General features: G+C 43.2%; 28 protein-coding genes and 1 pseudogene. 23 read left to right on the forward strand and 6 right to left on the reverse strand.

Annotation, left to right across the window (positions count from 1 at the left end; genetic code table 11):
* Positions 1-123: 123 nt before the first annotated feature.
* The 20 genes from AC6I5A_RS02970 (at position 124) to AC6I5A_RS03065 (ending at position 16,820) form a co-directional block, all read left to right on the forward strand.
* Positions 124-387 (forward strand): type II toxin-antitoxin system prevent-host-death family antitoxin, encoded by a 264-nt coding sequence (locus tag AC6I5A_RS02970; RefSeq protein ID WP_034611567.1) that lies wholly within the window; start codon positions 124-126, stop codon positions 385-387.
* Positions 384-698: a type II toxin-antitoxin system RelE/ParE family toxin gene (locus AC6I5A_RS02975; protein ID WP_034611568.1), complete on the forward strand. Its 315-nt coding sequence runs from the start codon at positions 384-386 to the stop codon at positions 696-698. The genes AC6I5A_RS02970 and AC6I5A_RS02975 overlap by 4 nt, the downstream gene beginning before the upstream one ends.
* 179 nt (positions 699-877) lie before the next feature.
* Positions 878-1,996, forward strand: a complete 1,119-nt coding sequence (gene tgt / locus AC6I5A_RS02980; RefSeq protein ID WP_034611569.1) for a tRNA guanosine(34) transglycosylase Tgt — start codon at positions 878-880, stop codon at positions 1,994-1,996.
* Between the two features lie 238 nt (positions 1,997-2,234).
* A complete protein-coding gene (yajC, locus tag AC6I5A_RS02985; protein WP_034611570.1) occupies positions 2,235-2,525 on the forward strand; it encodes a preprotein translocase subunit YajC in 291 nt (96 codons plus the stop codon).
* A gap of 232 nt (positions 2,526-2,757) precedes the next feature.
* Complete coding sequence (secD, locus tag AC6I5A_RS02990) at positions 2,758-3,996, forward strand: protein translocase subunit SecD (protein WP_034611571.1); 1,239 nt, start codon at positions 2,758-2,760, stop codon at positions 3,994-3,996.
* The gene (gene secF / locus AC6I5A_RS02995; protein WP_034611572.1) at positions 3,996-4,943 is read left to right on the forward strand and encodes a protein translocase subunit SecF; all 948 of its coding nucleotides are present in this window, start codon (positions 3,996-3,998) and stop codon (positions 4,941-4,943) included. Before secD ends, secF begins: the two co-directional genes overlap by 1 nt.
* A gap of 192 nt (positions 4,944-5,135) precedes the next feature.
* Positions 5,136-5,981 carry a polysaccharide deacetylase family protein gene (locus AC6I5A_RS03000; RefSeq protein WP_034611573.1) on the forward strand — a complete coding sequence of 282 codons (846 nt, stop codon included), beginning with the start codon at positions 5,136-5,138 and terminating at the stop codon, positions 5,979-5,981.
* Between the two features lie 153 nt (positions 5,982-6,134).
* Positions 6,135-6,266 (forward strand): hypothetical protein, encoded by a 132-nt coding sequence (locus AC6I5A_RS03005; RefSeq protein ID WP_034611574.1) that lies wholly within the window; start codon positions 6,135-6,137, stop codon positions 6,264-6,266.
* 49 nt (positions 6,267-6,315) lie between these two features.
* Positions 6,316-6,441, forward strand: coding sequence for a hypothetical protein (locus AC6I5A_RS03010; protein WP_497900449.1), 126 nt, complete (start codon positions 6,316-6,318; stop codon positions 6,439-6,441).
* A 74-nt stretch (positions 6,442-6,515) separates the two neighbouring features.
* Complete coding sequence (locus AC6I5A_RS03015) at positions 6,516-6,680, forward strand: hypothetical protein (protein ID WP_034611575.1); 165 nt, start codon at positions 6,516-6,518, stop codon at positions 6,678-6,680.
* Between the two features lie 296 nt (positions 6,681-6,976).
* Complete coding sequence (locus AC6I5A_RS03020) at positions 6,977-7,423, forward strand: hypothetical protein (protein WP_034611576.1); 447 nt, start codon at positions 6,977-6,979, stop codon at positions 7,421-7,423.
* Between the two features lie 275 nt (positions 7,424-7,698).
* Complete coding sequence (locus AC6I5A_RS03025) at positions 7,699-8,682, forward strand: cation diffusion facilitator family transporter (RefSeq protein WP_034611577.1); 984 nt, start codon at positions 7,699-7,701, stop codon at positions 8,680-8,682.
* Positions 8,683-8,817: 135 nt separating this feature from the next.
* A complete protein-coding gene (gene recJ / locus AC6I5A_RS03030; RefSeq protein ID WP_497900450.1) occupies positions 8,818-11,256 on the forward strand; it encodes a single-stranded-DNA-specific exonuclease RecJ in 2,439 nt (812 codons plus the stop codon).
* 40 nt (positions 11,257-11,296) lie between these two features.
* Entirely contained in the window at positions 11,297-13,495 is a 2,199-nt protein-coding gene (locus AC6I5A_RS03035; RefSeq protein WP_034611579.1) for a RelA/SpoT family protein, read from the forward strand.
* A 2-nt stretch (positions 13,496-13,497) separates the two neighbouring features.
* A complete protein-coding gene (gene dtd, locus AC6I5A_RS03040) occupies positions 13,498-13,947 on the forward strand; it encodes a D-aminoacyl-tRNA deacylase (protein WP_034611580.1) in 450 nt (149 codons plus the stop codon).
* 15 nt (positions 13,948-13,962) lie between these two features.
* Entirely contained in the window at positions 13,963-14,586 is a 624-nt protein-coding gene (locus AC6I5A_RS03045) for an MBL fold metallo-hydrolase (RefSeq protein ID WP_034611581.1), read from the forward strand.
* 18 nt (positions 14,587-14,604) lie between these two features.
* On the forward strand, positions 14,605-15,240 hold the full coding sequence (locus tag AC6I5A_RS03050) for an MBL fold metallo-hydrolase (RefSeq protein WP_034611582.1): 636 nt from the start codon (positions 14,605-14,607) through the stop codon (positions 15,238-15,240).
* A 72-nt stretch (positions 15,241-15,312) separates the two neighbouring features.
* The gene (locus AC6I5A_RS03055; protein WP_497900451.1) at positions 15,313-15,933 is read left to right on the forward strand and encodes a hypothetical protein; all 621 of its coding nucleotides are present in this window, start codon (positions 15,313-15,315) and stop codon (positions 15,931-15,933) included.
* A gap of 402 nt (positions 15,934-16,335) precedes the next feature.
* The gene (locus AC6I5A_RS03060) at positions 16,336-16,515 is read left to right on the forward strand and encodes a hypothetical protein (protein WP_034611583.1); all 180 of its coding nucleotides are present in this window, start codon (positions 16,336-16,338) and stop codon (positions 16,513-16,515) included.
* Positions 16,512-16,820, forward strand: a complete 309-nt coding sequence (locus AC6I5A_RS03065; protein WP_034611584.1) for a type II toxin-antitoxin system RelE/ParE family toxin — start codon at positions 16,512-16,514, stop codon at positions 16,818-16,820. The genes AC6I5A_RS03060 and AC6I5A_RS03065 overlap by 4 nt, the downstream gene beginning before the upstream one ends.
* Positions 16,821-17,176: 356 nt before the next feature.
* On the opposite strand, the pseudogene AC6I5A_RS03070 reads toward AC6I5A_RS03065, so the two are convergent.
* Positions 17,177-18,291 (reverse strand): annotated as a pseudogene (locus AC6I5A_RS03070) (IS91 family transposase).
* Positions 18,292-18,603: 312 nt separating this feature from the next.
* Here AC6I5A_RS03070 and AC6I5A_RS03075 point away from each other — a divergent pair.
* From AC6I5A_RS03075 to AC6I5A_RS03085, 3 genes are read left to right on the forward strand one after another with little or no spacing between them, the layout of a single operon-like run.
* Positions 18,604-19,842, forward strand: a complete 1,239-nt coding sequence (locus tag AC6I5A_RS03075) for a tyrosine-type recombinase/integrase (RefSeq protein ID WP_052167857.1) — start codon at positions 18,604-18,606, stop codon at positions 19,840-19,842.
* A complete protein-coding gene (locus AC6I5A_RS03080; protein WP_034611585.1) occupies positions 19,839-20,807 on the forward strand; it encodes a tyrosine-type recombinase/integrase in 969 nt (322 codons plus the stop codon). Before AC6I5A_RS03075 ends, AC6I5A_RS03080 begins: the two co-directional genes overlap by 4 nt.
* Positions 20,804-21,826, forward strand: coding sequence for a site-specific integrase (locus AC6I5A_RS03085; RefSeq protein WP_034611586.1), 1,023 nt, complete (start codon positions 20,804-20,806; stop codon positions 21,824-21,826). The genes AC6I5A_RS03080 and AC6I5A_RS03085 overlap by 4 nt, the downstream gene beginning before the upstream one ends.
* Before the next feature lie 28 nt (positions 21,827-21,854).
* Here the strand turns inward: AC6I5A_RS03085 and AC6I5A_RS03090 are convergent, their stop codons facing one another.
* From AC6I5A_RS03090 to AC6I5A_RS03110, 5 genes are all read right to left on the reverse strand, one after another.
* The gene (locus AC6I5A_RS03090) at positions 21,855-22,610 is read right to left on the reverse strand and encodes a tyrosine-type recombinase/integrase (RefSeq protein ID WP_052167858.1); all 756 of its coding nucleotides are present in this window, start codon (positions 22,608-22,610) and stop codon (positions 21,855-21,857) included.
* Positions 22,611-22,819: 209 nt separating this feature from the next.
* A complete protein-coding gene (locus AC6I5A_RS03095; protein ID WP_034611587.1) occupies positions 22,820-23,080 on the reverse strand; it encodes a hypothetical protein in 261 nt (86 codons plus the stop codon).
* Positions 23,077-23,346 carry an AbrB/MazE/SpoVT family DNA-binding domain-containing protein gene (locus AC6I5A_RS03100; RefSeq protein ID WP_052167859.1) on the reverse strand — a complete coding sequence of 90 codons (270 nt, stop codon included), beginning with the start codon at positions 23,344-23,346 and terminating at the stop codon, positions 23,077-23,079. The genes AC6I5A_RS03095 and AC6I5A_RS03100 overlap by 4 nt, the downstream gene beginning before the upstream one ends.
* Before the next feature lie 213 nt (positions 23,347-23,559).
* Positions 23,560-23,865 (reverse strand): type II toxin-antitoxin system RelE/ParE family toxin, encoded by a 306-nt coding sequence (locus AC6I5A_RS03105; protein WP_034611589.1) that lies wholly within the window; start codon positions 23,863-23,865, stop codon positions 23,560-23,562.
* Positions 23,858-24,124 carry a type II toxin-antitoxin system Phd/YefM family antitoxin gene (locus AC6I5A_RS03110; RefSeq protein WP_034611590.1) on the reverse strand — a complete coding sequence of 89 codons (267 nt, stop codon included), beginning with the start codon at positions 24,122-24,124 and terminating at the stop codon, positions 23,858-23,860. The genes AC6I5A_RS03105 and AC6I5A_RS03110 overlap by 8 nt, the downstream gene beginning before the upstream one ends.
* Between the last annotated feature and the right edge of the window lie 218 nt (positions 24,125-24,342).

A 24,342-nucleotide genomic window follows, 5' to 3' on the forward strand; every position in this document is an offset into this window, starting at 1 on the left:
GCCGAGGTTTTTCTTAAAAATGGCTAAGCCGCGAGGAAGAGGGTATTTAAAAGCTACCCTCTCCTTGACAACATATCAATATTTCGATAAAATTTGAGTATAATAAATATGGAGGTGGATAAAATGCCAGCCATTAGACCAAGTTCAGATTTGAGAAACAGCTATAATGAGATTTCGGAGTTTTGCCATAAATATAACGAGCCGATATACATCACTAAGAACGGCTCAGGGGACCTTGCAGTTATGAGCATTGAGACATATGAAAGGCTTGTTGGAAAATTTGAGTTGTACGCCATGCTCGAAAAGGGATTGGATGATATTGAAAATGGCCGTGTGAAACCTGCACGAGAAGTGTTTGCAAGGATAGAAGGCAGGCTAAGAAAATGAAGACATATAGTATGGTTATCGCAGAAGCTGCCGAAGCGGACCTTGATGGAATTGCAGACTATATTTCATACGAGTTGAAAGAGCCTGCTACAGCGTTGAAACAGCTTGCAAGAATAGAGGAGGCTATGACGGCTCTGGAGGAAATGCCGGAGCGTTATAGCCTTGTCCAGGATAAATATCTGGCAGCGAAAGGAATACGGAAGCTGCCGATTGATAATTACCTGATATTCTATACCGTGAATAAAAGTAAAAATACAATTAACATCGCCCGTGTTCTACATGGTAGACGCGACTGGGAGAGCATATTATAATGCTCATCCTGCTTCCCGTGAGCATAGGGGATGCCATGCTTATTGTCTGAGAGGCGCGAGGCACGAGGCGTGTGGCTTGAGATTCGGACTTGAGACTTCGGACCTCGGACTTTGGTTTTCGGACATCGAGCATCGAGCCTCGAACTGCGTGCCTCGATCACAAGAAGGAAGTGAAGGGTTTGAGCGCGGTTCATTTGGAAATAATTAAAGAAGATTCTCGGACGAGGGCACGCTTGGGGAAATTGCATACGCCGCATGGGGTGATTGATACGCCGGTGTTCATGCCGGTTGGTACGCAGGGGACAGTGAAAACTATAACCCCGGAGGAAATTAAAGAGCTTGGGGCAGGGATTATTTTGAGCAACACTTATCATCTATTCTTGCGTCCAGGGCATGAGTTAATTCGGGAAGCGGGCGGACTTCATCGTTTTATGAACTGGGATGGAGCAATTTTGACAGACAGTGGCGGTTTTCAGGTATTTAGCTTGGGGCATTTGCGCACAATTAAGGAAAGTGGCGTAGAATTTCGTTCGCATATCGACGGTTCTTGTCAATTCTTAAGCCCTGAAATTGCGACTCAGGTGCAGATGGCTCTGGGATCCGATGTTGTGATGGCCTTTGATGAGTGCGCACCGTATCCTTGCACCCATAAATATACCAAAGATTCTTTAGAGCGGACTACACGTTGGCTGAAACGATGCAAGGAAACATTGACGACGACAGACTCTCAAGCCTTATTTGGGATTGTACAGGGAGGTATGTATGAAGATCTGCGCCGTCAAAGTGCAGCTGAAATCACAGAACTGGATTTAGCAGGGTATGCTATCGGGGGCTTAAGCGTCGGTGAACCAAAAGAAATGATGTATGAGGTCCTGGATTATACGGTTCCCTTACTTCCAACAGAAAAAACCCGTTATCTTATGGGGGTTGGTTCCCCGGATGCCCTGATTGAAGGGGTTATGCGGGGGATTGACATGTTTGATTGCGTGCTTCCTACGCGGATTGCTCGTAATGGAACTGCGCTGACCCGGTATGGCAAAGTTATTGTTCGCAACGCAGGATGCGCGCATGATTTTGGCCCAATTGATGCTACCTGCGATTGTTATACGTGTCGCAACTATTCACGGGCATATTTAAGGCATTTGATCAAGGCGGAAGAGATTTTGGGTCTCCGCTTAATGACCATTCATAATTTGCGTTATCTTCAGAATTTAATGCGAGAAATCCGAGAGGCGATTAAGGACGACCGTTTGCCGGAGTACCGACAAATGTGTTTTTCAGATTACGGATACGTTTAACAGAAGCCGGAGGCCAGAGGGCAGAAGTCAGAGGTCGGAAACCGGAGGTAAGAACGAGGGTTTTTCAGCTGAAAATAAGTGGACTTACATTAATGGATAAGTTAAACTAAACTTTGAGTAGGGTAATTCCATGGAGTAAGTCTCCTAATCTGCGCCACTTGAGAAGGATTTTAGCCGTGTCATGGAGAATAGTTTTTAAGATTATATAAAGTAAGATTATATAAAGGGGGATAATAAAATGAACCAATCAACAATGACCATAGCCCTATATTTTGTGGTTTTTGGCGGGATCATTTACTTTTTCATGATCCGACCGCAACAGAAACAGGCAAAAGAACGACAGGCGTTACTCAGTAGTATTCGTGTAAGGGATCAGATAATTACAGCAGGGGGATTCTATGGTAAAATCACAAAAGTGAAGGAAAATTCCGTAATTTTGCTCATAGCGGATAAAGTTGAGGTTGAATTAGCTAAAACTGGAATTTTAAGCGTAGTAAATCGTGAGATTGACCCCGAGAAAGCTGATTGATAATAGCTTTAAATCCGCGTAAAAGTAAAACTTCGCGGCGAAGGAGGAGTCTACCCTCACCGTAGCGGAGCATGGTACTCCCACTTCCAGAAGTGGGAGTCTTGGATTAAAAGTAAGTATTATAAAAGCAAGTGGTACTTTTCCCGTTATAAGGTTGACATTGCAATCTTGAGAGTTTATGACGATGGATGGTATGGGTAAGTCCCATTATACATAAAAGGGAGGAAAGCAGATGAGACGGGGAAACATCATTAAACTGGCAGTGCTGGTATTATTTGTTGCAGCAGCCGTGGCACTATCGATTAAACCCCTTGTGGATCCCGCAAAGGGTATCCTTTTGGGACTTGACCTGCGCGGCGGAGTGCACTTGGTACTGCAAGCAGAACAAGATAACAAAGGCGCTCCAATTACGAAAGATGATATCGACAAAGCAAAAGCGATTATTGAGAATCGGGTTAATGCGCTGGGGGTATCCGAACCCCTAGTCCAAGCTGACTATAATAAGAAACGTGTGGTTATCGATCTGGCTGGGGTTACTGACCCGGATAAAGCTGTGGATATTCTGAAAACAACTGCCAAGTTGACCTTTAGAGATCCCCAGGGAAATGTTGTGATAGAAGGGGCGGATCTTAAAGACGCCAAGGGAGGGCAAGACCCAGCCAATGCAAGCGCCTATGTCGTTAATTTATCATTTTCATCTGAAGGGTCCAAAAAGTTTGCTGATATAACGACCAAGTTAGTCGGTCAAAGGCTGGGCGTTTATCTAGATGATAAACTTTTGACAAATCCAACAGTATATTTGCCAATCCTCAACGGCCAAGCGGAGATTACCGGCTATGCTACTCTGGATGAGGCGGCAAATCATGCCGTCCTCATGCGCTCCGGTTCCTTGCCCGTGAGCATGAGCATTGCCGAGAAACGTCAGGTGGGAGCATCGTTGGGCGTTGACTCGTTAAACCGGAGCATTCAGGGCGGACTCTACGGTCTAATCTTTATTTTTCTCTTTATGCTGGTCTTCTACCGTTTACCAGGGGTTGTAGCTGATTTCTCCTTAATCGTCTACGGACTCATCGTCCTATGGGTTTTTTGGATGTTTCGAGTGGTATTGACACTGCCAGGGATCGCCGGTTTTATTCTCTCGATTGGGATGGCCGTCGATTTTAATATCATTATCTATGAACGAGTGAAAGAGGAAATTCGGGCTGGGAAATCGCTGCGGGCAGGCGTAGAATCCGGTTTTAGCAGGGCCTTCATTACGGTTATTGACGCTCATGTGACGACGCTTATCGCTGCGCTAACCCTGTACATCTTTGGAACCGGTTCCATCAGAGGATTTGCGCTCACCTTGGGCATCGGGATTCTTGTAAGCTTATTTACCGCGATTACATTTACCCGATTCGTATTACGCTTGATTGTGGGTATCAGTCCAAAAATGAAGACGACATGGTTTGGTGTTAGGAGGGATGGATAATGGAAAAAGGGCATCCAGCTACATACGATGAAGTAAAAAAGATCCATCCCCTCTATTTTAACATTGTTAAGAAACGCTATTGGTGGTTTGCTATTTCTTTGCTAATTATTATCCCGGGAATTATTTCCTTCATCATGCAGGGGCTAAACCTGGGAATTGATTATAAAGGCGGAACCATGCTTGACGTGACCTTCAATAAGGCCGTGACGCAGAGTGCAATATCAGATACGATGAAATCGGTTGGACTTGAAGGGCCTGTGCAATTGTCCGATGGCGATACAACTGCGTTGATTCGTACAGGGGCGCTTGACGAAGATAAGCGTAAAGAACTACTGGCTGCTTTGGAAACCAAGGTGGGAACGTTTGACAAAATGAGCGTTAAAGAAGACCTGGTAGGTCCTGCCATGGGGCAGGAACTCACCCGTAATGCTATTTATGCCTTGTTGATTGCCATGGGAATGATGATCATATATATTACGTTCAGATTCCAGTTTGTCTTTGCTATCTCCGGGATTCTTGCTCTTTTTCACGATGTTTTAGTGGTTGTCGGGGTTTTCTCGTTGTTCCAATGGGAAATCGATGCCACGTTTGTGGCGGCCGTCTTGACAATCGTCGGTTACTCCATTAATGATACCATAGTGATCTTTGACCGCATTCGCGAGAACGAACCTAAGATGAGACGTTCAGACAGCTATGAGGATATGGTGGATAAATCCATTTGGCAGACCATGCGCCGTTCCATTAATACGGTCGTCACGGTACTGATCGCCCTGCTATCGGTATTTATCCTTGGCGGAGAATCTACAAGAATGTTCTCTTTGGCTATGCTGATAGGGGTATTTACGGGAGCCTATTCCTCGATCTTTATCGCTAGTCAAATCCTCTTGGAAGTTAAGACCCATATGAAGAAGAAACCGCGTAAAGGCGGCAAGGCGGTCCGCGCTTAATCTCTAATAATTTCGACTTAAGCTGAACATTGAGACTTCGGTGACGATAGTCTCCGGTGGAGAGTATCGCCGAAGCTGCACGTCCCAAGAGGAATACTTAGCGGCAAAGTCGGAGTCTACCCCCATCGAAGCGCAGCAAGGAGCTCCACTTTATAGAAGGGGGAGTCTTAAGGGTAGATAAAGGAGTAAACGATGGAAAAGAAGATTATTGGAGCACTCCTCTTCGTTTTCCTTGTATTCGGAAGTAGTGGGTGTACCAGACCACTATCGAGCCCCACCGCCCAAACTCAATTAACTACGATCAGTTCATCAAATGAAATATCCCAGGATGAATTATCAAACAATCTTTCCAGACCATCAAGCGTGCAAGAAGCTCAAGCTGTACCCATCCTGTATTACCATTCCGTTATGCAAGAAAATGAAAATGAATTAAGAATGCCTCCTGAACAGTTTGAAGCTCAAATGGCATATTTGCAGGACAAAGGATATCAAAGCGTCTCCTTGGAACAGTTATACCAAGCTTTATATAAGGGGGGGACTCTCCCTGCAAAACCTTTTGTAATTACTTTTGATGACGGGTACGCAGATAATTATACGACCGCTTTTCCCATTTTAACTAAGCATGGGTTTACAGCCACGATCTTCATGGTTACTAGCTATATTAATGGAAAAGGATTTATGTCAAGCAAGCAGCTCAAAGAGCTTGTTGCAAACGGGTGGGAAATCGAAGGCCACACTACTAATCATCCTTATTTAACAAAAATCGATTCTCCAACCTTGTTAAGTGAACTTAACTCTTCTAAGGAACAATTAGAAAAAGAGTTGGGGCAACCGGTGAATTTTTTTGCTTACCCTTATGGAGATCTAAATGCCAACGTTGTGCAGGCGTTGAAAGAGTCGGGGTATAGAATGGCCCTTACCACAGAACGGGGATGGGCAGACGTTAAGGCGGATGCATGGCACGTGCGGCGCGTATATTGCTATGCATCTATGGGGATGGACGAATTCTCGCGACGCATGCAAAATCCAAACTATTAGTTCTCACCTAAAAGGCGCTCTTCGGACGAACCGGAGAGCGTCTTTTAGTGGAAAATTAAATTTTCTAAGGAAAATATTAACATTTATTATTCTTTTGACATAACTTACTGTGAGCCCAGAAATATTCAGTTTTGAAGTAGGAGGTTGTTTAGTATGGCATATGGCGCAGGCGTTGTTGATGTCGTTGACGGCGTAGAATGTGGATGTAAACCGAACTTTTTACCTGGAATAGCAATCGTGGTTGTGATTATCCTTCTGCTAATCGCAATGGGAATAGTATTCTAGAGCTTGCTCTAAAATTCTTATGACAAGAAAAATTAAAGGAGGGTATACCATGTACGGATATGGAATGGGTTGTTGTGCACCTGTTGCACCTGTTTCGCCAGTCGGAGCATGTGTTGGTGTTGGCATTATTGCTATTGCAATTCTGATCTTAATCGCCTTAGGAGTAATATTCTAAGTTGAAGAAGCAAGGAAGTATTTTAGATCTTGGTTTTAAATTATTTTGATTAAAGGGATAAAGGAGGAGTAACTATGTACGGATACGGAGTAGGGGCAGCGACCGGTTATGGCGCGGCTTGTTGCAGACCTGTATGCGCACCAGTTGCACCAGTATGTGCACCTGTCGGCGTAGGTGTAGGCGTAGGAATTATCGCTATTGCAATTCTGATCTTAATTGCCTTAGGAGTAATATTCTAAATTGACGAAAAAAGTAAAATAAAGGGAGGTTAAAACTATGTTTGGTGCAGCTGGAGCAGGATGTGGCGTTGGCGCAGGAATCGCAATTGTCGTCGTGATTATTCTGTTGCTCATCGCGATGGGTATCGTATTCTAAATCTTCTAAACGTCTGAAAATACAATCTGGTAGAGGATCCCGGTTGAAAGGGATCCTCTTTATGTTTTGGAAAGTGATAAGGCTAAAATCTTATTAGAGATTAGGTTGGATTTTTTTAGGCTATACTAGCAGGGAAGTGTTGGCGGGGGAGGGAGGTTGCTTGGGATTTATATTTCTCGTATTAATTGAGGGCGTACTACTTCTTTCCGCCGGTATGATTTTTTTTGGAGGTATTAGGGGAACCGTTGCGGCAACGGTTGTGTTAAGCGGGATTAACTTTTTTGTACATGAATTAGAGCAGTTTTGGCGTTGGGAGTTCCCCCTTCTTCTGGGTGGAATTGCAGGCGTCTTACTCCTGCTGGTTGTTGGGCGAATTGCAAATAAAAGCCAGGTTGTAACGGGTTTAGTCGGAGGATTAATTAGTTTAGTTCTCTTTGGTGCTTTCATCACACCTATTGCAGGCATCATCCTTTGGGCTATGGTGGTCGGAACAGGCGTTATACCTAAAGATAAAAAAAGTCAGGTTCTTTGGAGCTTTGCTCCAACGATTCTGCGTCTGATCCTAGGCATTGGATGGATTATCTACGGAAACATCTTAACACTTTAATCCACTCTAATTCTGGTAGAGAAAAACCTTGCTTTTAGGTGCAATATTTGATATCTTAAACATAAATTATTATTGTCAGGCAAATAGCTGGGCTTCAAAGTATTGAGGCAGCGGAGTAATCCGCGGGACTTCCTTAAAGGAGTCCTATTTTTGTATGCCGGTCTAAATCCCATGCGCCATGCAGCACCACTGACGGAAATGGGAAAGCTTGGCGTCAGCCAAGTTGTCCTCATATTTTAGCGGAAACTTCCATGGAAGGTGAGGAGAGTTAAATCGTGGGGGAGAAGACACAGGTGGCTTCATTATCTGTCGCTTCGAATACTTTATTAACGCTTGCCAAAGTGGTGATTGGTTTAGCCAGTGGGTCAGTTAGTATCTTGTCAGAAGGTATTCATTCCGGAATCGATCTGCTTGCGGCTTTCATTGCACTTTTCGCGGTGAGGGAATCAGGGAAACCCGCCGATTCCCGCCATGCTTACGGACACGGGAAAATAGAAAATGTATCCGGCACGATAGAGGCTGCTTTGATATTCGTTGCAGCGCTTTTGATTATCGTCGAAGCGATTCGAAAGGTTCAGGTGATTATTGGCGGCGAAGGCGGCTATGTCGGTGACTTGGGATTGGGCTTAGGCTTACTCATCATGGGAGTTTCCGGGATTATGAACCTGATTGTATCAACTAAATTAATGCGAGTAGCAAAACAAACTGATTCTGTGGCGCTTGAAGCGGATGCATTGCATTTGAGGACAGATGTTTATACGTCTCTAGGTGTTTTCCTTGGTCTTTTCTTAATTAAGATTACGGGTTGGATCATCTTAGATCCGATCATCGCGCTTTTTGTCGCCTTAATGATTATCAAGGCCTCCTTTGATTTGACGGAGAAAGCATTCTCGCCCCTTGTTGATGTCAGCTTACCGGATGAGGAAAAGGAAATTATTGCCAAGGTCCTTCTACTCCATGCGGAGAAATTTGTGGAATTCCATGAACTACGCACTCGCAAAGCTGGAGCGGAAAGGCATGTTGATTTACATTTGGTGGTTGCAAAATACACTTCAGTCGTTGACGTTCATGAACTGTGTGACTTGATTGAACAAGAAATTAACTTGAGACTAAGTGGGACTCATATTCTGATTCACGCAGAACCTTGCAGTACCAGGAATGTGATTTGTCCTGTTGAAGAAGGGCTAGCTCCCTTTTGTCAGCGCTGCCAGATACAGAGATCAGAGGTCGGAGGCCGGAGGCCAGATATCAGAGGCTAGAAGCCAGATAACAGATGACTAAGAGGGGTTCGAAGCACGATGCGTGTGGCTCGAAGGTCACTAAGCGAGGTTCGAAAGTCAAATGTCGTGTATCGCGCTCCGCGCCTCATGCATCGAGTTTAGGGGGAGTAAATCGTGAAACGAATATGGTCTTTGCAACATTTATTCGGACGAATGTCGGCAGCACTCCACAATTGCCTGGGGATTTCTCCGGTCGTCGCTGATATTTTGGCTCAGAGGGGTTTTTCCCAGCCTGAAGAGGCTATTGAGTTCTTGCGCCCTACACTTTTGAATTTGCACTCACCGTTTTGTTTTCACGATATGTTGCGAGCGAGCGAGCGATTGTCATTGGCCTTAAAGCATAAGGAAAGAGTACTTGTCTATGGAGATTATGACGTGGACGGGGTTACAGGCACTGCTTTGTTATACAAAGTTCTTAGCAATTTGGGTGTTAAAGCTGTCTCTTATATTCCTAACCGCCAGGACGAAGGGTATGGATTGAATCTCGAAGCCATTGAACGTGCCGCAAAGGCCGGTGTGAGTGTCCTGATTACGGTCGATTGTGGGATTACGGCGGTCGCTGAAGTTGCACTTGCCCGCACCCTAAATATCGATGTCATTATTACGGATCACCATGATCCAACTGAGATTTTACCGGATGCATTCGCATTATTAAACCCCAAAGTTAAGGATTCAGGATACCCTTTTCGCGATCTAGCCGGGGTAGGCGTGGCGTTCAAATTAGCCCAAGCCTTATTACAATCTTTTGGAAATAGTGAAGTGGGTATACACTCTGAACTAGAACTCCTGGATTTGGTGGCTTTAGGGACGATTGCAGATATAGTCCCTTTGGTTGGAGAAAATCGCATTTTTGTCCATTATGGACTTCTTCAGATGGAAAAGACGCTTCATACCGGACTGGAGGCTCTTCTCGAGGAGTGCGGTCTAAGGGGTAAACCTCTTAAAGCAGGCCAAATCGGCTTTATTGTTGCCCCTCGGATTAACGCGGCAGGGCGAATGGACAGTGCGCGGGCAGGACTGGAACTTCTCTTAACGGAAGACTTAGAGCGTGCCGGTGAGCTTGCTCGTCTTTTAACCCGGGAAAATCAGGCGCGTCAGAAAACAGAGAAAGAGATTCTGGCTGAAGCGATTTCTTTGGTGGAGCAGAAGCCCTTGCCTAAAATAATAGTGCTTTCGTCAAACCATTGGCATCATGGGGTCATTGGGATCGTGGCCTCTCGTTTGGCGGAACGTTATTATCGTCCTGTTTTTATGATTGTTGAAGAGGGGGAAGAAGCCAAGGGCTCGGCCCGTGGGATTTCAGGTTACCCTGTGTTGGAGCAACTGACAACACAAGCTCATCTCTTAACTAAGTTTGGCGGGCATCGGGCAGCTGCGGGATTTTCCATACGTACAGAAAATATTGAACAATTTAGAGCAGGATTGAATAAAGAAGCTACGGCTTTTGCGGAAACCCTATTTCAAGAAGAGTTGAAAATTGATCGTCTCGTTTCTCTTGATGCAGTGACAGGAGATTTGCTCCATGAACTCGGACAGATGGCACCCTTTGGTTTTGGCAACCCTGGGCCGATTCTGGCTTGCCTTGGGGTGCCTGTATATTCCATCAGTGCGATAGGCAAGGAGCGTAGCCATCTAAAATTTCGTTTCGGATCTCAGGGAGAAAAAGAAGGGATTGCTTTTCGCTTAGGAGAACGTATAAATGAGTTAAACTGTGAAAAAACATTGGATGTAGCGTTTTCCTTAGATTGGAGTTTCTTTCGTGGGCGAGAAACAATACAATTAATTATTAAAGACATACAGGCTAAAGCGAATTGGCAGGACCGATCTTCAATAAGAGAAGAAGACAATAACAACGTTTGTCGGGAAATTGCAGTGACACTGGATCAACCGGAGACTGTGTGGCTGGACTGGCGTAAATTAAGCCGTGAAGAGTGGCCAATACCTGTTAATAAAGAGTTAATATGGGTTTGGGACACAACCACCGGATGCGAGCCGAGCCTTCGGTACTGGGTTAATGCTGATGATAACGAACGTACCTCAGAAGAAAATTCTCATGCCAGGCTAGCTCATTTTAATCAGGGAGAGGGGTTTGGGTTGATTCTTGGGCTCCCACTTACGGAAGAGGATTTTAGGAAAGGGATAGAGAAACTGAGACAATTGGGAATACAACGCATTGCGCTTGCAGAGTTTCAAAGTGTCCATGAGGAAACAGTTCGCCGGCGGTGTGGATCCTTAGCGCGCACAGAACTCATCCCGATCTACAGGGATCTGTTGGTCAGAGCGAAAATAGTTAACCCCTTTCACTTTGGATGCGATTCAAAGATCTCAAGTTCTGAACGGATCGCCCTTAAAATATTTGAAGAATTGGGGCTTATTCGTTGCCTTGGGGGAACGGGTGAGCTTGCTTTAGAATGGGTTCCTGCTCAGAGCAAGCTGGATCTCGACTCTTCTTTACGCTACCGAAATTCAAAAGAACGCGTAAACAGAGCATCAAAGTTCCAAAGTGAACTATTAATGATTACACTGAAAAAAATGGGTAAAGAGCTGTATTGAACATTAACCAAGGGTATATGTGGAGGAGAGGAGTTCGCCAATGTCCTTCGCGGAGTTAAGGGAAAAACTGCAGAAGAAATCCCCACAGGCACGTCTGGAAATTATAGACAAGGCTTATCGATTTGCTGAAGTTGCCCATCGGAATCAACATCGAAACTCCGGGGAAGACTTTATTTTCCATCCCCTTGAAGTCGCCCGGATTTTAGTTGAACTGGAAATGGATGAGGCTACTATTGCTGCCTCCCTGCTTCATGATGTTGTGGAAGATACATCGTATACGATTGAAGATATTGAAAAGGAATTTGGTTCAGAAATTGCTTTGCTTGTTGATGGAGTGACCAAGCTTGGACGGATTGAGTACAAGAGTAAGGTGGAGCAGCAAGTGGAGAATTTGCGCAAGATGTTTTTGGCAATGGCCAAGGACATCCGCGTTATTCTCATCAAACTGGCCGATCGCCTTCATAATATGCGTACTTTGAAATATCATTCGATCGAAAAACAAAAAGAAATTGCCCAAGAAACTCTGGAAATTTTTGCCCCTTTGGCTAACCGTCTCGGAATTTTTAGGATTAAATGGGAGTTGGAAGATCTTTCATTTCGATATCTGAAACCTGAGGAATACTATGATTTAGTTGCAAAGATAGCTCTGAAACGCCAGGAACGTGAATCTTATATCAATGAAGTCATTGTTCAAATGCGTGAACGATTGAATGAATTTAAAATATATGCAGACATCGCCGGCCGTCCTAAGCACTTTTACAGCATCTATCGTAAAATGACGACCCGGAACAAAGAATTGAGCGAAATCTACGACTTAACGGCGATTCGAGTGGTTGTTAACTCGGTCAATGATTGTTATGAGGTGCTGGGAATCATCCACACTTTATGGAAACCGATACCAGGGCGTTTTAAAGACTATATTGCCATGCCCAAACCCAATATGTACCAGTCTTTACATACCACACTCATCGGGATTAACGGTGAACCCTTTGAAATTCAGATCCGGACGTTTGAAATGCACCGAACTTCCGAATACGGCATTGCTGCGCATTGGAAGTACAAAGAAAGCGGTAGCAAAGAAGCTGGCAACAAAGCAGCGAGCGTTAACTTTGAGCAAAAGCTTTCTTGGTTACGCCAGTTACTGGAGTGGCAGCATGATTCCCCGGATGCCGGAGAATTTATGGAATCCCTAAAGATTGACTTATTTTCAGATACCGTCTTTGTGTTTACTCCTAAAGGGGATGTGGTTGAACTGCCAGCCGGTTCTTGTCCGGTTGACTTCGCTTACCGTGTCCATACGGATGTTGGGCATCGTTGTATTGGGGCGAAGATTAATGGCCGGATCGTTTCACTCGAGACGAAATTAACTAATGGAGACATTCTAACAATTCTTACGTCGAAGCAAGGGGGGGCGCCAAGCCGGGACTGGTTAGCTTTTGTTAAAACTTCTCAAGCAAAGAATAGGATTCGTCAATGGTTTAAGAAGGAGCAACGGGAAGATAAAATCGCTCGTGGTCGTGAAAGTCTGGAGCGTGAGGTCCGTAAACTTGGACTTGATCCAGGCAGTGTCTTGAAACAGGAAAGCCTCTTAGCAATCAGCAGGAGCCAAAATTTTGCAGGGCTGGATGATTTGTACGTCGCCATAGGAGACGGTGTACTAAGTCTCAATAAGGTCCTGGGGCGCTCACGTGAGGAACTGGCTAAGGAAGAACGGGATAAGATGCTCCTTGCCGCACTTCAACAAGGGGAGGGGAAAAAACCGAGCCATTATGGTAAAGCCTCCCGCGGGGTTCGGGTTAAAGGAGTAGATAATGTGTTGGTGCGTTTCTCACGGTGCTGTAATCCTTTGCCAGGAGACGACATAATTGGCTATATTACCCGGGGACGTGGGGTTTCTATTCACCGCGGGAATTGCAGTAATATCCTCAGTCACTCTCAGGAAGAGCGTGAACGGATGGTGGAGGTAATGTGGGACGAACAGATTGATGCTACCTATCCCGTTGATATTCAAATCTTTGGGAAGCACAAGGATCACATGGTTACCGATGTAATGAACACGGTCTTAGAAACACATACCCATATTTTAGGGATAAATGCCCGGGTTGGAAAAGATAAAATTGCGCATATTCAGTTGCGTGTCGAGATCCGGAACGTCGAACAGCTTAAAATGGTAATGAATAAAATCCGTAAGGTCAAAAACATTACGGATGTCGAACGGATTCATTCAGGAGGAAAGTAATCATGCGTAGTGTGGTTCAGCGCGTAAAGAGGGCATCAGTCACAGTGAATGGAGAAAATGTGGGGGAGATTTCCGCCGGGCTCTTGGTCTTGTTGGCTGTCGGACAAGACGACGGAGAAAAAGATGTAAACTGGATGGTTGATAAACTCGTGGATCTTCGGATATTTGAAGATGATAAAGGGAAAATGAACCGATCCGTTCATGATGTAGGCGGTGAAATCCTGGTAGTTTCTCAGTTTACGCTCTATGGCGATTGCCGAAGGGGGAAACGCCCCAGCTTTACGAGCGCTGCACCGCCGGAGTCCGCCAAGGCCTTGTATGAGCGGAGCGTGGAAGCACTGCGCAGCCGGGGGATGAAGGTAGAAACAGGAGTTTTCCAAGCTCAGATGAATGTGGAGCTGATCAATGATGGACCGGTAACATTACTTATGGATAGTGAAAGGAAATTTTAGAAGGAGTGATTGTAAATGATTGAGGGACGAGCTGTGGGTGCCTTGGGGGCAAATTGCTATTTGTATTCTTGTTTGGAAAGTAAGAAAGCAGCTATCATTGATCCTGGAGGAGATGCCAAAAAGATTTACCGTTGGGTTTTAGAGAAGGGCGTAAAGGTAGAATATATTTTGCTTACCCACGGACATGTGGATCACATCGGCGGAGTGGAAGAGCTAAGAACACTTTTGGGGGATGTTTTAGTGGGGATTCATGCAGCTGATGCGGGGATGCTCACCGATGCAAGAAAGAATCTTTCCCGGAATGTTGGGATGAATGTCGTTCTGAAGGGGGCGGATTTTCTGCTTCAAGATGGGCAAGAGCTGACCATTGGCAATAAAAAATTAAAAGTGATTTCCACTCCCGGCCACTCTCCAGGAAGCGTTTGTTTCTTAAGTGATGAAGGGCTGTTTAGTGGAGATACGCTTTTTGCCGGGTCAATCGGCCGCACAGATTTTCCGGGAGGATCAATGGATTTACTCCTTAAAGGTGTGGAGAAGAAACTTCTGATTCTTCCGGATGAGACCAGGGTTTTCCCAGGGCATATGGGAGAAACCAACATTGGAGCGGAAAAACGCTATAATCCCTTCCTAAGATTCTAGGTTGAGGAGTGATTATTAATGATTGAAGGGCGAGCTATGGGCACCTTGGGGGCAAATTGTTATCTGTTTGCTTGTTTGGAAAGCAGGAAAGCAGCGATCATTGACCCGGGAGGAGATGCCAAAAATATTTACCGCTGGATTTTAGAGAAGGACCTCAAGGTAGAGTATATTCTGCTGACCCATGGGCATGTGGATCACATCGGCGGAGTGGAAGAGCTAAGAGCACTTTTGGGAGAGGATGTTTTAGTGGGGATTCATGCAGGCGATGCGGAGATGCTCACCGATGCCAAGAAGAATCTTTCCTGTAAGGTTGGCATGAATGTCGTTCTTGAGAGCGCGGATTTTGATCTTCAAGATGGGCAAGAGCTGACTATTGGCAAGAAAAAATTAAAAGTGATTACAACTCCCGGCCACTCTCCAGGCAGCGTTTGTTTTTTAAGCGATGAAGGGCTGTTCAGTGGAGATACACTTTCTGCCGGATCAATCGGCCGCACAGATTTTCCGGGCGGGGCATACGCTCGAGCGTTGCTCCTTAAATGTGTAGAGAAAAAACTTCTGATTCTTCCGGATGAGACCAGGGTTTTTCCAGGGCATAGGGAAGAGACCAGCATTGGAGAGGAAAGACGGCATAATCTCTTTCTAAAAGGACTTTAATACGGCTCTTTTCATTTTGATGCCCGAGGGGCGTGCCATTCATGGCGCGCGGGAAAGATAGGAGATAGCGTTTTGAGGGAGTTAAAAAGACTGAATAGAAAATTAATATATGGGATATGTATTGCTGTTATCGGTTTGCTCATCTTGGGAGGTTGCTCTCAATCTGCAAATAAATCGATTAGCGAGAGAGTTGACTTATACTATAAGAAGTTTGAACCGTTAAATAACGGCGAATTGAAGATCCTGGCTCAAAAACCAATGGATGACAAGATGTTAGTTTTAGCCAAAAAGTATTCTGGGGATGGACATGCCTATACAAAATTATTACTCATAAACAAGGAGCAAGTAATAGAAAAGAATGCACAGGGTGTTATGCCACTTAGCATGTGTTTTATTGCGAATAAGTTGGATTATGAAAATAAGACCATCGTTTTTGGGAATTTCAATAATACTAAATTAGACATAAAGTCGAATACAAAGAAACCGGTAGAAATTCAATATATTGTTGTTAAGTTTAAAAATGGAGAAGTCATAAAGGAGGACGTGGATAAGGCATATATCATATATTCATCGACCCAATCAGATTTGGAATCAATTGAACTCTACAATGCAGATGGACAACTACAAAGTGATCTTAATGAAATTGGCAATGTTGAAAATGCGGAATTTGTAGATGTGAATTTGCGAACCTAATATTCTAGGGGTTGCCGTCCATGGCAACCTCTAGGTCTGGGTTCGGCATCCTTCAGATAACTTCTAGAGATTCATGAGGTTCACTTCATAGATTGAAGATGAGATGACAGCGTTTGGGAATGTTGAGACATAAAAAATCATCCTTTCTGAATAACTAGAATTATCCATTAAAGATGATATCATTGATGTAAAATTGGAGGTAAAGGAAGCCACCGCGCAGCGGTTTAGTACAATAGCAGGTTCCCGCCACTTAGAGGGTGATGAATGCGGTTAGGACGCAGCGGGAACCTGCGAAACGTTAGGAGAAAGCTTTGGTGAAAGACATTATTTGGGGACTATCTGTAGAATGTTTGTTTTTGATGTATACTATAAGTAATAATGCTTTTTGAAGAGGTGAATTTTATGAGTCAAGTAAAGGATGCAGTCATAAAAATAATTGAGAATCTACCCGATCAAGCAACTTTGGATGATATAATGTACCAATTATATGTTAAAAAGAAAATCGATCTGTCCCTGAAAGCAGCAGAGGATGGAAAGGTATATTCTCATGAAGATGTTAAGAAGAGGATATTAAATAAATGAGAATTGAATGGTCAGAGTCGGCTGTACTTGATTTAGAAGGTATAAAAGAATTTATTGAAAGAGATTCGGAATATTATGCTATAGAATTTACTGGCAGAATTATAGAGATGGTTGAAAAACTCTCTAATTTTTCTAATCTGGGAAGAAAAGTTCCTGAAGTTGAAGATGAAAAGATTAGAGAGATCGTTTTTTATAACTATCGGTTAATATACAAACTAAGTGATGAATCAATTCTTGTATTGGCTATAATTCATGCGGCAAGAGATTTAAATAATATGAAACTACAACCTTGGGAGAACACATAATTTGCCCGGGGTTTTCTTTTGGGCCAAAGCCTTCGCCTAACTTCTAGAGATTCATGAGGTTCATAGAAAGAGAAAAAGCTATTGATTAAAGTCAATAGCTTAAAGGAACGTAATTATTCGGTGCAGGGTACAGAACCTCATGAATCTCATGTTGTACTGAACCGTCTGCCGAGCGACACTCGATCATTATGGGAATTCAATCTTTTTTATTTGGGCATAAATTTTTTGGACAAAGACATTACATAGGAGAATCTACCTTTTAGGGTTGAAAATACCTGGTAAAGCCCTTAAAAATGAATAGACTTACCCCCTCCCCAAAGTGGGTAGTTTTCCGAAACTATTCAGTTTCACAGTGCTCATGGACTTGAGGCCGTAGCCGAGGAATATGGAATAAGAATCGTAATAATATGAGTACCTCCACAGGAACGGCAGGTTTTAATTTTTTTCTGGACTTTAACAGTTAGAGGTAAGGGTTTGTTTCCGGTAAGCCTATACAATTAAAAAGCTTTGACTTAATATTACGGCTGCTGAGGAGACCATAATGCCGGATCTTAACAAAATGATCGGGAAGAACATGAAGAAGAAACCGTCTGGAAAACTCAGCTGCATCCAGAGTCATAACTTTAGACTTATTACTATCCTTATAGTCCTTCCAGGCAAAACTAACCGATTGACCGTCAAACGCCAGAATTCTAGAGTTACTAATAGCAACTCTGTGAGTATAGCGTCCCAGATAACGTACAACATGCCCAGGAGATTTAAACGGTTTCTTGCAAAAGACAACCCAATTCTTGTAATATAAGGTGTCGACAAGGGAAAGGAAATTGCTTCTTAACGTAAGTTTGGCGGCCTCGTTAAAGCAAGCAATTTCCCCATTATCATAGGCTTGTTTGAGGAGGTCGAGGAACTTACCTCTGAACTTCTCGGAAATAACTCTAACCGGAATAAAGAACTTTTTGCTCGACCGAACGAAATGAAGACCATTATTGGAAAGCCCCCCTCCAGGAACGATACAATGCACATGGGGATGAAAGGACAGATTCTGTCCCCAAGTATGGAGGACCGAAGTAACGCCAATTATGGCTCCAAGAAATTTAGAGTCCTTAGCCAGTTCCATCAGCGTATGGCCTGCTGATTTAATTAGGATGGAATAAAGAAGCTTCTGATTTTGCAAAACAAGGCTGTTAAGTTCCTGAGGTAGGGTAAAAACGACGTGGAAATAACCGACGGGTAGAAGTTCGGACATCTGAGACTCAACCCATTCCTGCTGAGCAGAATGCTGGCATTTAGGACAATTTCTGTTACGACAGGAATTGAAGGAAACCTCCTTAACACCACATTCCATGCAAACTTGGGCATGGGAACCAAGAGTAGAGGTTCTGCAATGTCGAATTATATGAAAGGCTTTGGCCTGAGCCGGAGAAAGACGTTTAAGACGAACGGACTTAAAAATATCCTGAAGTTCAGGCATCTGAATCACATCCGTCAAGAGGGCTTTTCACTGAGGAAATATGCCGAGTTGAAAGATGGATATATTTAGAGGTCGTTGAAATATTGTTATGTCCCATAAGAATTTGAATCGATGCGTTGTGTCAGTATTATTTTCAAGAAGATGTGAGGCAAAACTATGGCGTTTATGGAGAGCTCCCCATAATCGCCATTATGTAGAGCCCCAGATTATGGAGAGTGTTGTTATGATTTGACCAATTGTAGGTCTTTTTTATTGGATCACTTACCATAATACTTCATAATCATCCTAACTAGAAAAGAAAGGATGATTATTATGGATGAACTACTCGATTTGAAACAGATTATGGATCAAGTGCTTTTACTTCAGGAAAAGCAAGGGTATGCGTTAACTACTCTCAAGGTTCATCGGGGCGTGTATAATGGCCTCCTCAGGTTCATGCAATCCAATAATTACGTAACATTGAATGAGGAAGTCGGCCTTGAGTATGTGCGTAACCGTACCGGAACATCAATGGACGGTTTTTATGGGCGAGGTGACAGGAAGACCAATATATTTATGAAACCGGTCCAGAACCTACTCGTATACATGAAGACCGGGAGCATATCCTTCTACATGCGGTCAAAGATTTCCGACTTTCAGTGTCCAGAAGGTTTTAACGAAGAATACCTTCTTTTCCAGGAATCCTATGAAGAACGTCATTACGCTGGCTCGACCATCGTGAGCAATAATAATATCTTACATAAGTTTCTTTATTTCCTTAATGACGAAAATATTAAGAGCTCCTTAGATATTACTCCTTCTGAGGTCACAAAATTTCCAGGAAATTACAGCACCGCAAAACCTAAATATGTAAGCACTATCCTGTATGTTATGCGTAATTACCTCTTCTTCCTGTATCAGCAGGCATTTACAAAGGAAGACCTCTCTAAATCCCTGCCTCGAGTTAGGACGATGCGCAATGCATTTATTCCTTATTCATGGAACACCGAAGATGTGAAGAAACTGCTAGGGGCAGTTGATCGGGCAGATCCAAAAGGAAAACGGGATTATGCCATTCTGTTGATAGTTGTCCGGCTCGGATTGCGTGTCAGCGACCTTCGCGGATTGAGGCTTTCTAGCCTCAACTGGAAACGGAAGACCATAAGCATCAGTATGCAGAAAACGAAGCGGCCGCTTGAGCTTCCTCTTCTTGAGGATATTGGCTGGGCGATCATTGATTACCTAAAGAACGGACGTCCCCAGACCTCAAGCGATAGGGTATTTGTTCGCCATCGGGCACCATTCGACGCCTTTGGTGAGAACGAAAGTTTCCACAGAGAATTGCATCGTTACATGGTCAAGGCTGGGCTGAATATACCTCTCGATGTCCACTGCGGACTGCATTCGTTGCGAAGCACGCTAGCAAGGAATATGCTGGAGAGCAATGCAACGCTCCCTGTTATTTCCGAGACGCTTGGCCACCAGAACATAAATACAACAAGCCTCCATTTAAAGATTGATCTTTCAGGCCTTCGCCGATGTGCTCTTGATCCGGATGAGGTGAGCCTATGAGAAGAATCTATGAATGGAAAAGTGACTTGAAGGACTTTCTCCGTACATTCATCCAGGAGAAAAAAATGACTAACTTCAAGTACAAGAAACAGACTAGAGAATTGGAACGATTTGATGCTTACTGCTATTACAACGGATACAGCGGAATCCATCTTACAAAGCCGATGCTAGACCGCTATATCTATGGTGAATTTGAAAAACCATGTACTCACTACAAAAAGGAAATCCTTATGAGGGATTTTGCCAAATTCCTTAGCAGGCATGGATATTCAGTTCATATACCCATAATTAAATCCGCCTCCATGAAGAGGAATTCTCATATTCCTTATATATTTACGAAAAAGCAGTTGCATAAGTTCTTTATGGCAGTGGATGCCTACCCCTTGGAAGGAACAAACAACCGCAACGTGCTGGATCCGGTACTGTTCCGTCTTCTGTATGGAAGTGGTTTACGAGTCTCAGAAGCACTGAACCTGCAGCTTAAGGACACCGACATTGAGAAAAATGTACTCGTCATTCGTCATGCCAAGAATAATAAAGATCGGTTTGTCCCTATTGCACAGAGTCTGGCCAAACGAATACAGCTTCTGCTGGATACGTACCACAGGTTCAATAAGGACGACTCCTTCTTGTTTCCCAGTATGACTGGAAACAGAACAGATAAAAGTGCCGTTTACCGTCGTTTTCGGGATTATCTGCTTATGGCGGACATTCCGCATACGTCCGCCGGGCCAAGGGTTCACGACCTTCGCCATACCTTCGCTGTCTGTTGTCTAAAAAAATGGGTACTCTCCGGTGCGGAACTTATGACAGTCCTGCCCTATCTAGCAGCCTATATGGGACATACCGATTTTCGGGGAACCCAATATTATTTGAGGCTTACAGCAGACTTGTATCCTGATCTGATCAGCCGAACGGAAGCGGAATTTGGATATGTTATTCCGAACGGGGGACGGCAAATATGAGGGAAAGTGACTTCCCGAGATACCTTACCGGGTTCCTCTCTCAGTACCTTCCCGGTCAGAAAAACGTAAGCTCCCATACGATTGCTGCCTACAGGGATACATTCAAGCTGTTCCTTACCTACTGTGAAACCTGCAAAGGACTAGCTCCTGAGAGAATTACGATGGCTCAGCTTACTAAGGAACTTGTACTGGGCTTCTTAGAATGGATTGAGACAGCGCGAGGCTGTTCCATACCTACCAGGAATCATCGATTGGCCGTTATTCATTCCTTCTGCCGATATACCCAGAAAGAATTTCCGGAAAACCTCTATGAAACCCAAAAGATATTAGCGATTCCAAACAAGAAAAGCCCAAAGCACTTAGTATCCTATCTGACTGGCGATGAGATGCGGATTATTTTATCCCAACCGGATAGTTCCACAAAGGATGGATTCCGCGATTTGGTTCTTTTGTCAGTGCTCTATGACACAGCGGCACGAGTTGACGAACTCATCAATCTAAAAGTTAAAGATATCCGCCTTATGGACCCTGCAGTCATCACTCTGCATGGAAAGGGAAGCAAGATTCGTCAGGTTCCAATTATGAGTAACACCAAAACACTGCTTAGTTCCTATCTGGATACTCGAAAAAGCTGTTCAGGCATGGCAGATGTTGAAAATTTCTTATTTGTTAACCAGAAACGCCAAAAATTATCTCGTTGGGGAATATCTTATATCATCAATAAATACGTAAAAGAAGCAAAAAACAGCAGTGACTTTAGTGTTCGATTCCCAGTCACACCCCATATATTCCGGCATAGCAAAAGCATGCATTTGCTTCAATCAGGAGTTAACTTGATATATATCCGGGATTTCCTTGGTCATAGTGATTGTTCAACAACCGAAATATATGCCCGGGCAGACAGTGAGATGAAACGCAAAGCTATTGAAAATGCGTATCCGGATTTAGTGCCTCACGGACTACCAAACTGGGAGGAAGACGGCAACTTAATGAGATGGTTAAATTCACTATGCGAGTAAAAAATTATGGGGAGTGTTTTCACATAAATTAAGCTGTTCTAGGAGATTTTTGTGTTATACTCTCCATAATCTGGGGCTCTACATAATGGCGCAACGTATGGACCGTCGCGGGTTTTGTGATACCAGCCTTGTCTTTAGCCACTTTAAAGACATGTTGAATGCCCGTAGCGGCTATGGGTTTACCTTCAACGAGACCAGGGAAAAGCAAGTCAGTAGGTTTGTAAAATCTCCAGTAGAGCCTGAGCATTTTAAGGTTTTCATGGGACAGAATTGTAAAACGATCCTTGTTGCCTTTACCATGATTAACCCGGATCAACATATTCTTCGAATCAATGTCTGAGATGCGGAGATTAAGCGTTTCGCTAATGCGTAGGCCTGAAGAATACGTGGTTAAGAGAATCGTTTTATGTTTAAGATAAAGTACCTGATCCATAATGGAAAGAATCTCGTCTTTGGAAAGAACGTGGGGAAGCGATTTAGGTCGTTTAGGACGGATAATAACGTCGTCTGACCAGTTGTAACTGAGTACTTTGTTGAAAAAGATTTTAAACGCATTGCAGGAAATATTGATATTACTGTAGCTAATGCCTAACTTAATTCGATGATGAAGAAATTGTTTGAGTTCATCAGGGGATACTTGGAGGGCAGGCTTATTAGTGTACTTTTCAAGTTGCCTTAGATGACAGAGATAATGACTCTGTGTTTGTGGAGAATAGCCTCGAAGTTCCATCTCGAACTTCATAGCTTGAAGATGAGATGACAGAGCTTGGGAGTGCTGAGACATAAAAAATCATCCTTTCAAATTTAATAGGATTAAACTGAAAAGATGATATCATGAAACTAAGTAAAGTATGGTTTCAAAAGCCACCGCGCAGCGGTTTAGTACAACAGAGTGTTCCCAAAATCTAAGAGAATATGAACGTAGTAACCAGACTTCGGGAATTCACGGGACGTAAATCTGACATTATCATTTCGGAGCTTAATTTTAAGTCGTTAGGGATCTTTTAGAGTCTTATCATGCTCGCCGACATTTCTAAGAAGGATACCATCTTGATAATATTGCCATGTCATTCGATAATTCATCGTAATGCTTGCTTCATAAATATCAGAGGATCCTTTAATTTTCTTGGTTCTGAGTGAAGGGTGTTTGGGGTTTTGAACCATTAATTCAAGCTTGCCTTTTAAAGCCTCCTTAACATTTGGATTTAATAGTTTTACTTTTTCCTTAAAGAGGTCTGAATAATAGAACCTCATAGGCCAAGATCCTCAAATAACTCATCTTTTGATTTGGCAAAGTTTATTTTGTTGTTTTCAATATCAGACTGAACTTGTTTTTCTTCAGATTGCCATTCTTTCGTCCAAAAATATGCTTGATCTTTAGGGATTGCAATAACTGGACGAAGGACAATTTGATCACCTTCAATATCAACATCTAAAGTATCACCTTGTTTTAGATTTAGTTTCTTAATAATTTCAGATGGAATAGTTATTTGGGATCTACTTCTAATTTCAGTTAACATGATAATCACCTCACTGTAGAAAATATGAATTTCTCACATTCATATTATATGCGAAAATAGATTATTGTGCAATCTTTGCTCAAGCATTATCTTAAGGTGATAACGTCCTATAACACGTCCATTCCCGCAACTTAGAAAATATGAATGTATATGACGCTGCGGGAATGGCGAAAACGTTCGTGCGAAACGTTAGCTGAAATCTGGCTTTCGGAGCTATATCAAGAAGCTGAATTGTCTTTTTCCGTGAAGGATTCTCCTGATCTCAATTATTTCACCTAGTACAACATAGAAGACAAGGTAATTTCCTATTATTAGAACACGATAATTTAGATGCATGAGTCGAATATCTTTCGGAACTGACCCCATATAGGGAAAGGTCTCGAGTCTAGAAATTGCATCGTCTACTTGATCAAGAAAGCTCTGTGCAGCTGAAGGATCATCAATCTGAATATACCCGAATATGCCGAATAAATCTTCTTTGGCGATTGGAAGATACTCAACGTGATACTTCTTATCCATTAACCTTTTTCCTCAAAGCTTTCATTAAGTCTTTATGGGAAATCCGTTCAACGCCTGAATTGCTTTGAGCTTCGGCTTCACCAAGTTTTTGATAGAGGTCTAAGAGAGCTTGTTGTTTTTCGTATAAGGCCATGCTCATAACAACAAGATCGCCCTGACCATTCTTGGTGATAAAGACTGGCTCACCATCATTGTGACAGATTTCAGATATTTGATTGAAATTATTTCTTAAGTCGGAAATAGGTTTGATTGTAGGCATAATCATTCTCCTTTATCACTATATATGTTAATATTATATCATAATAATGATAGATGTATGCAAGTGTCAGGCTTCAGCTAACGGCATTCAATGCTCTTTTTCCAGTAACAGATTTTTATTATTTTATCTGTCTACCTCTAAGGGAGCATACCATTTTCGCTAAAATGTTTACAAATATTTAAACGGTAGTATAATTGTGATTCTAGTGCAAAAACCCC

It is taken from the genome of Desulfosporosinus sp. Tol-M2 (genome assembly GCF_059735615.1).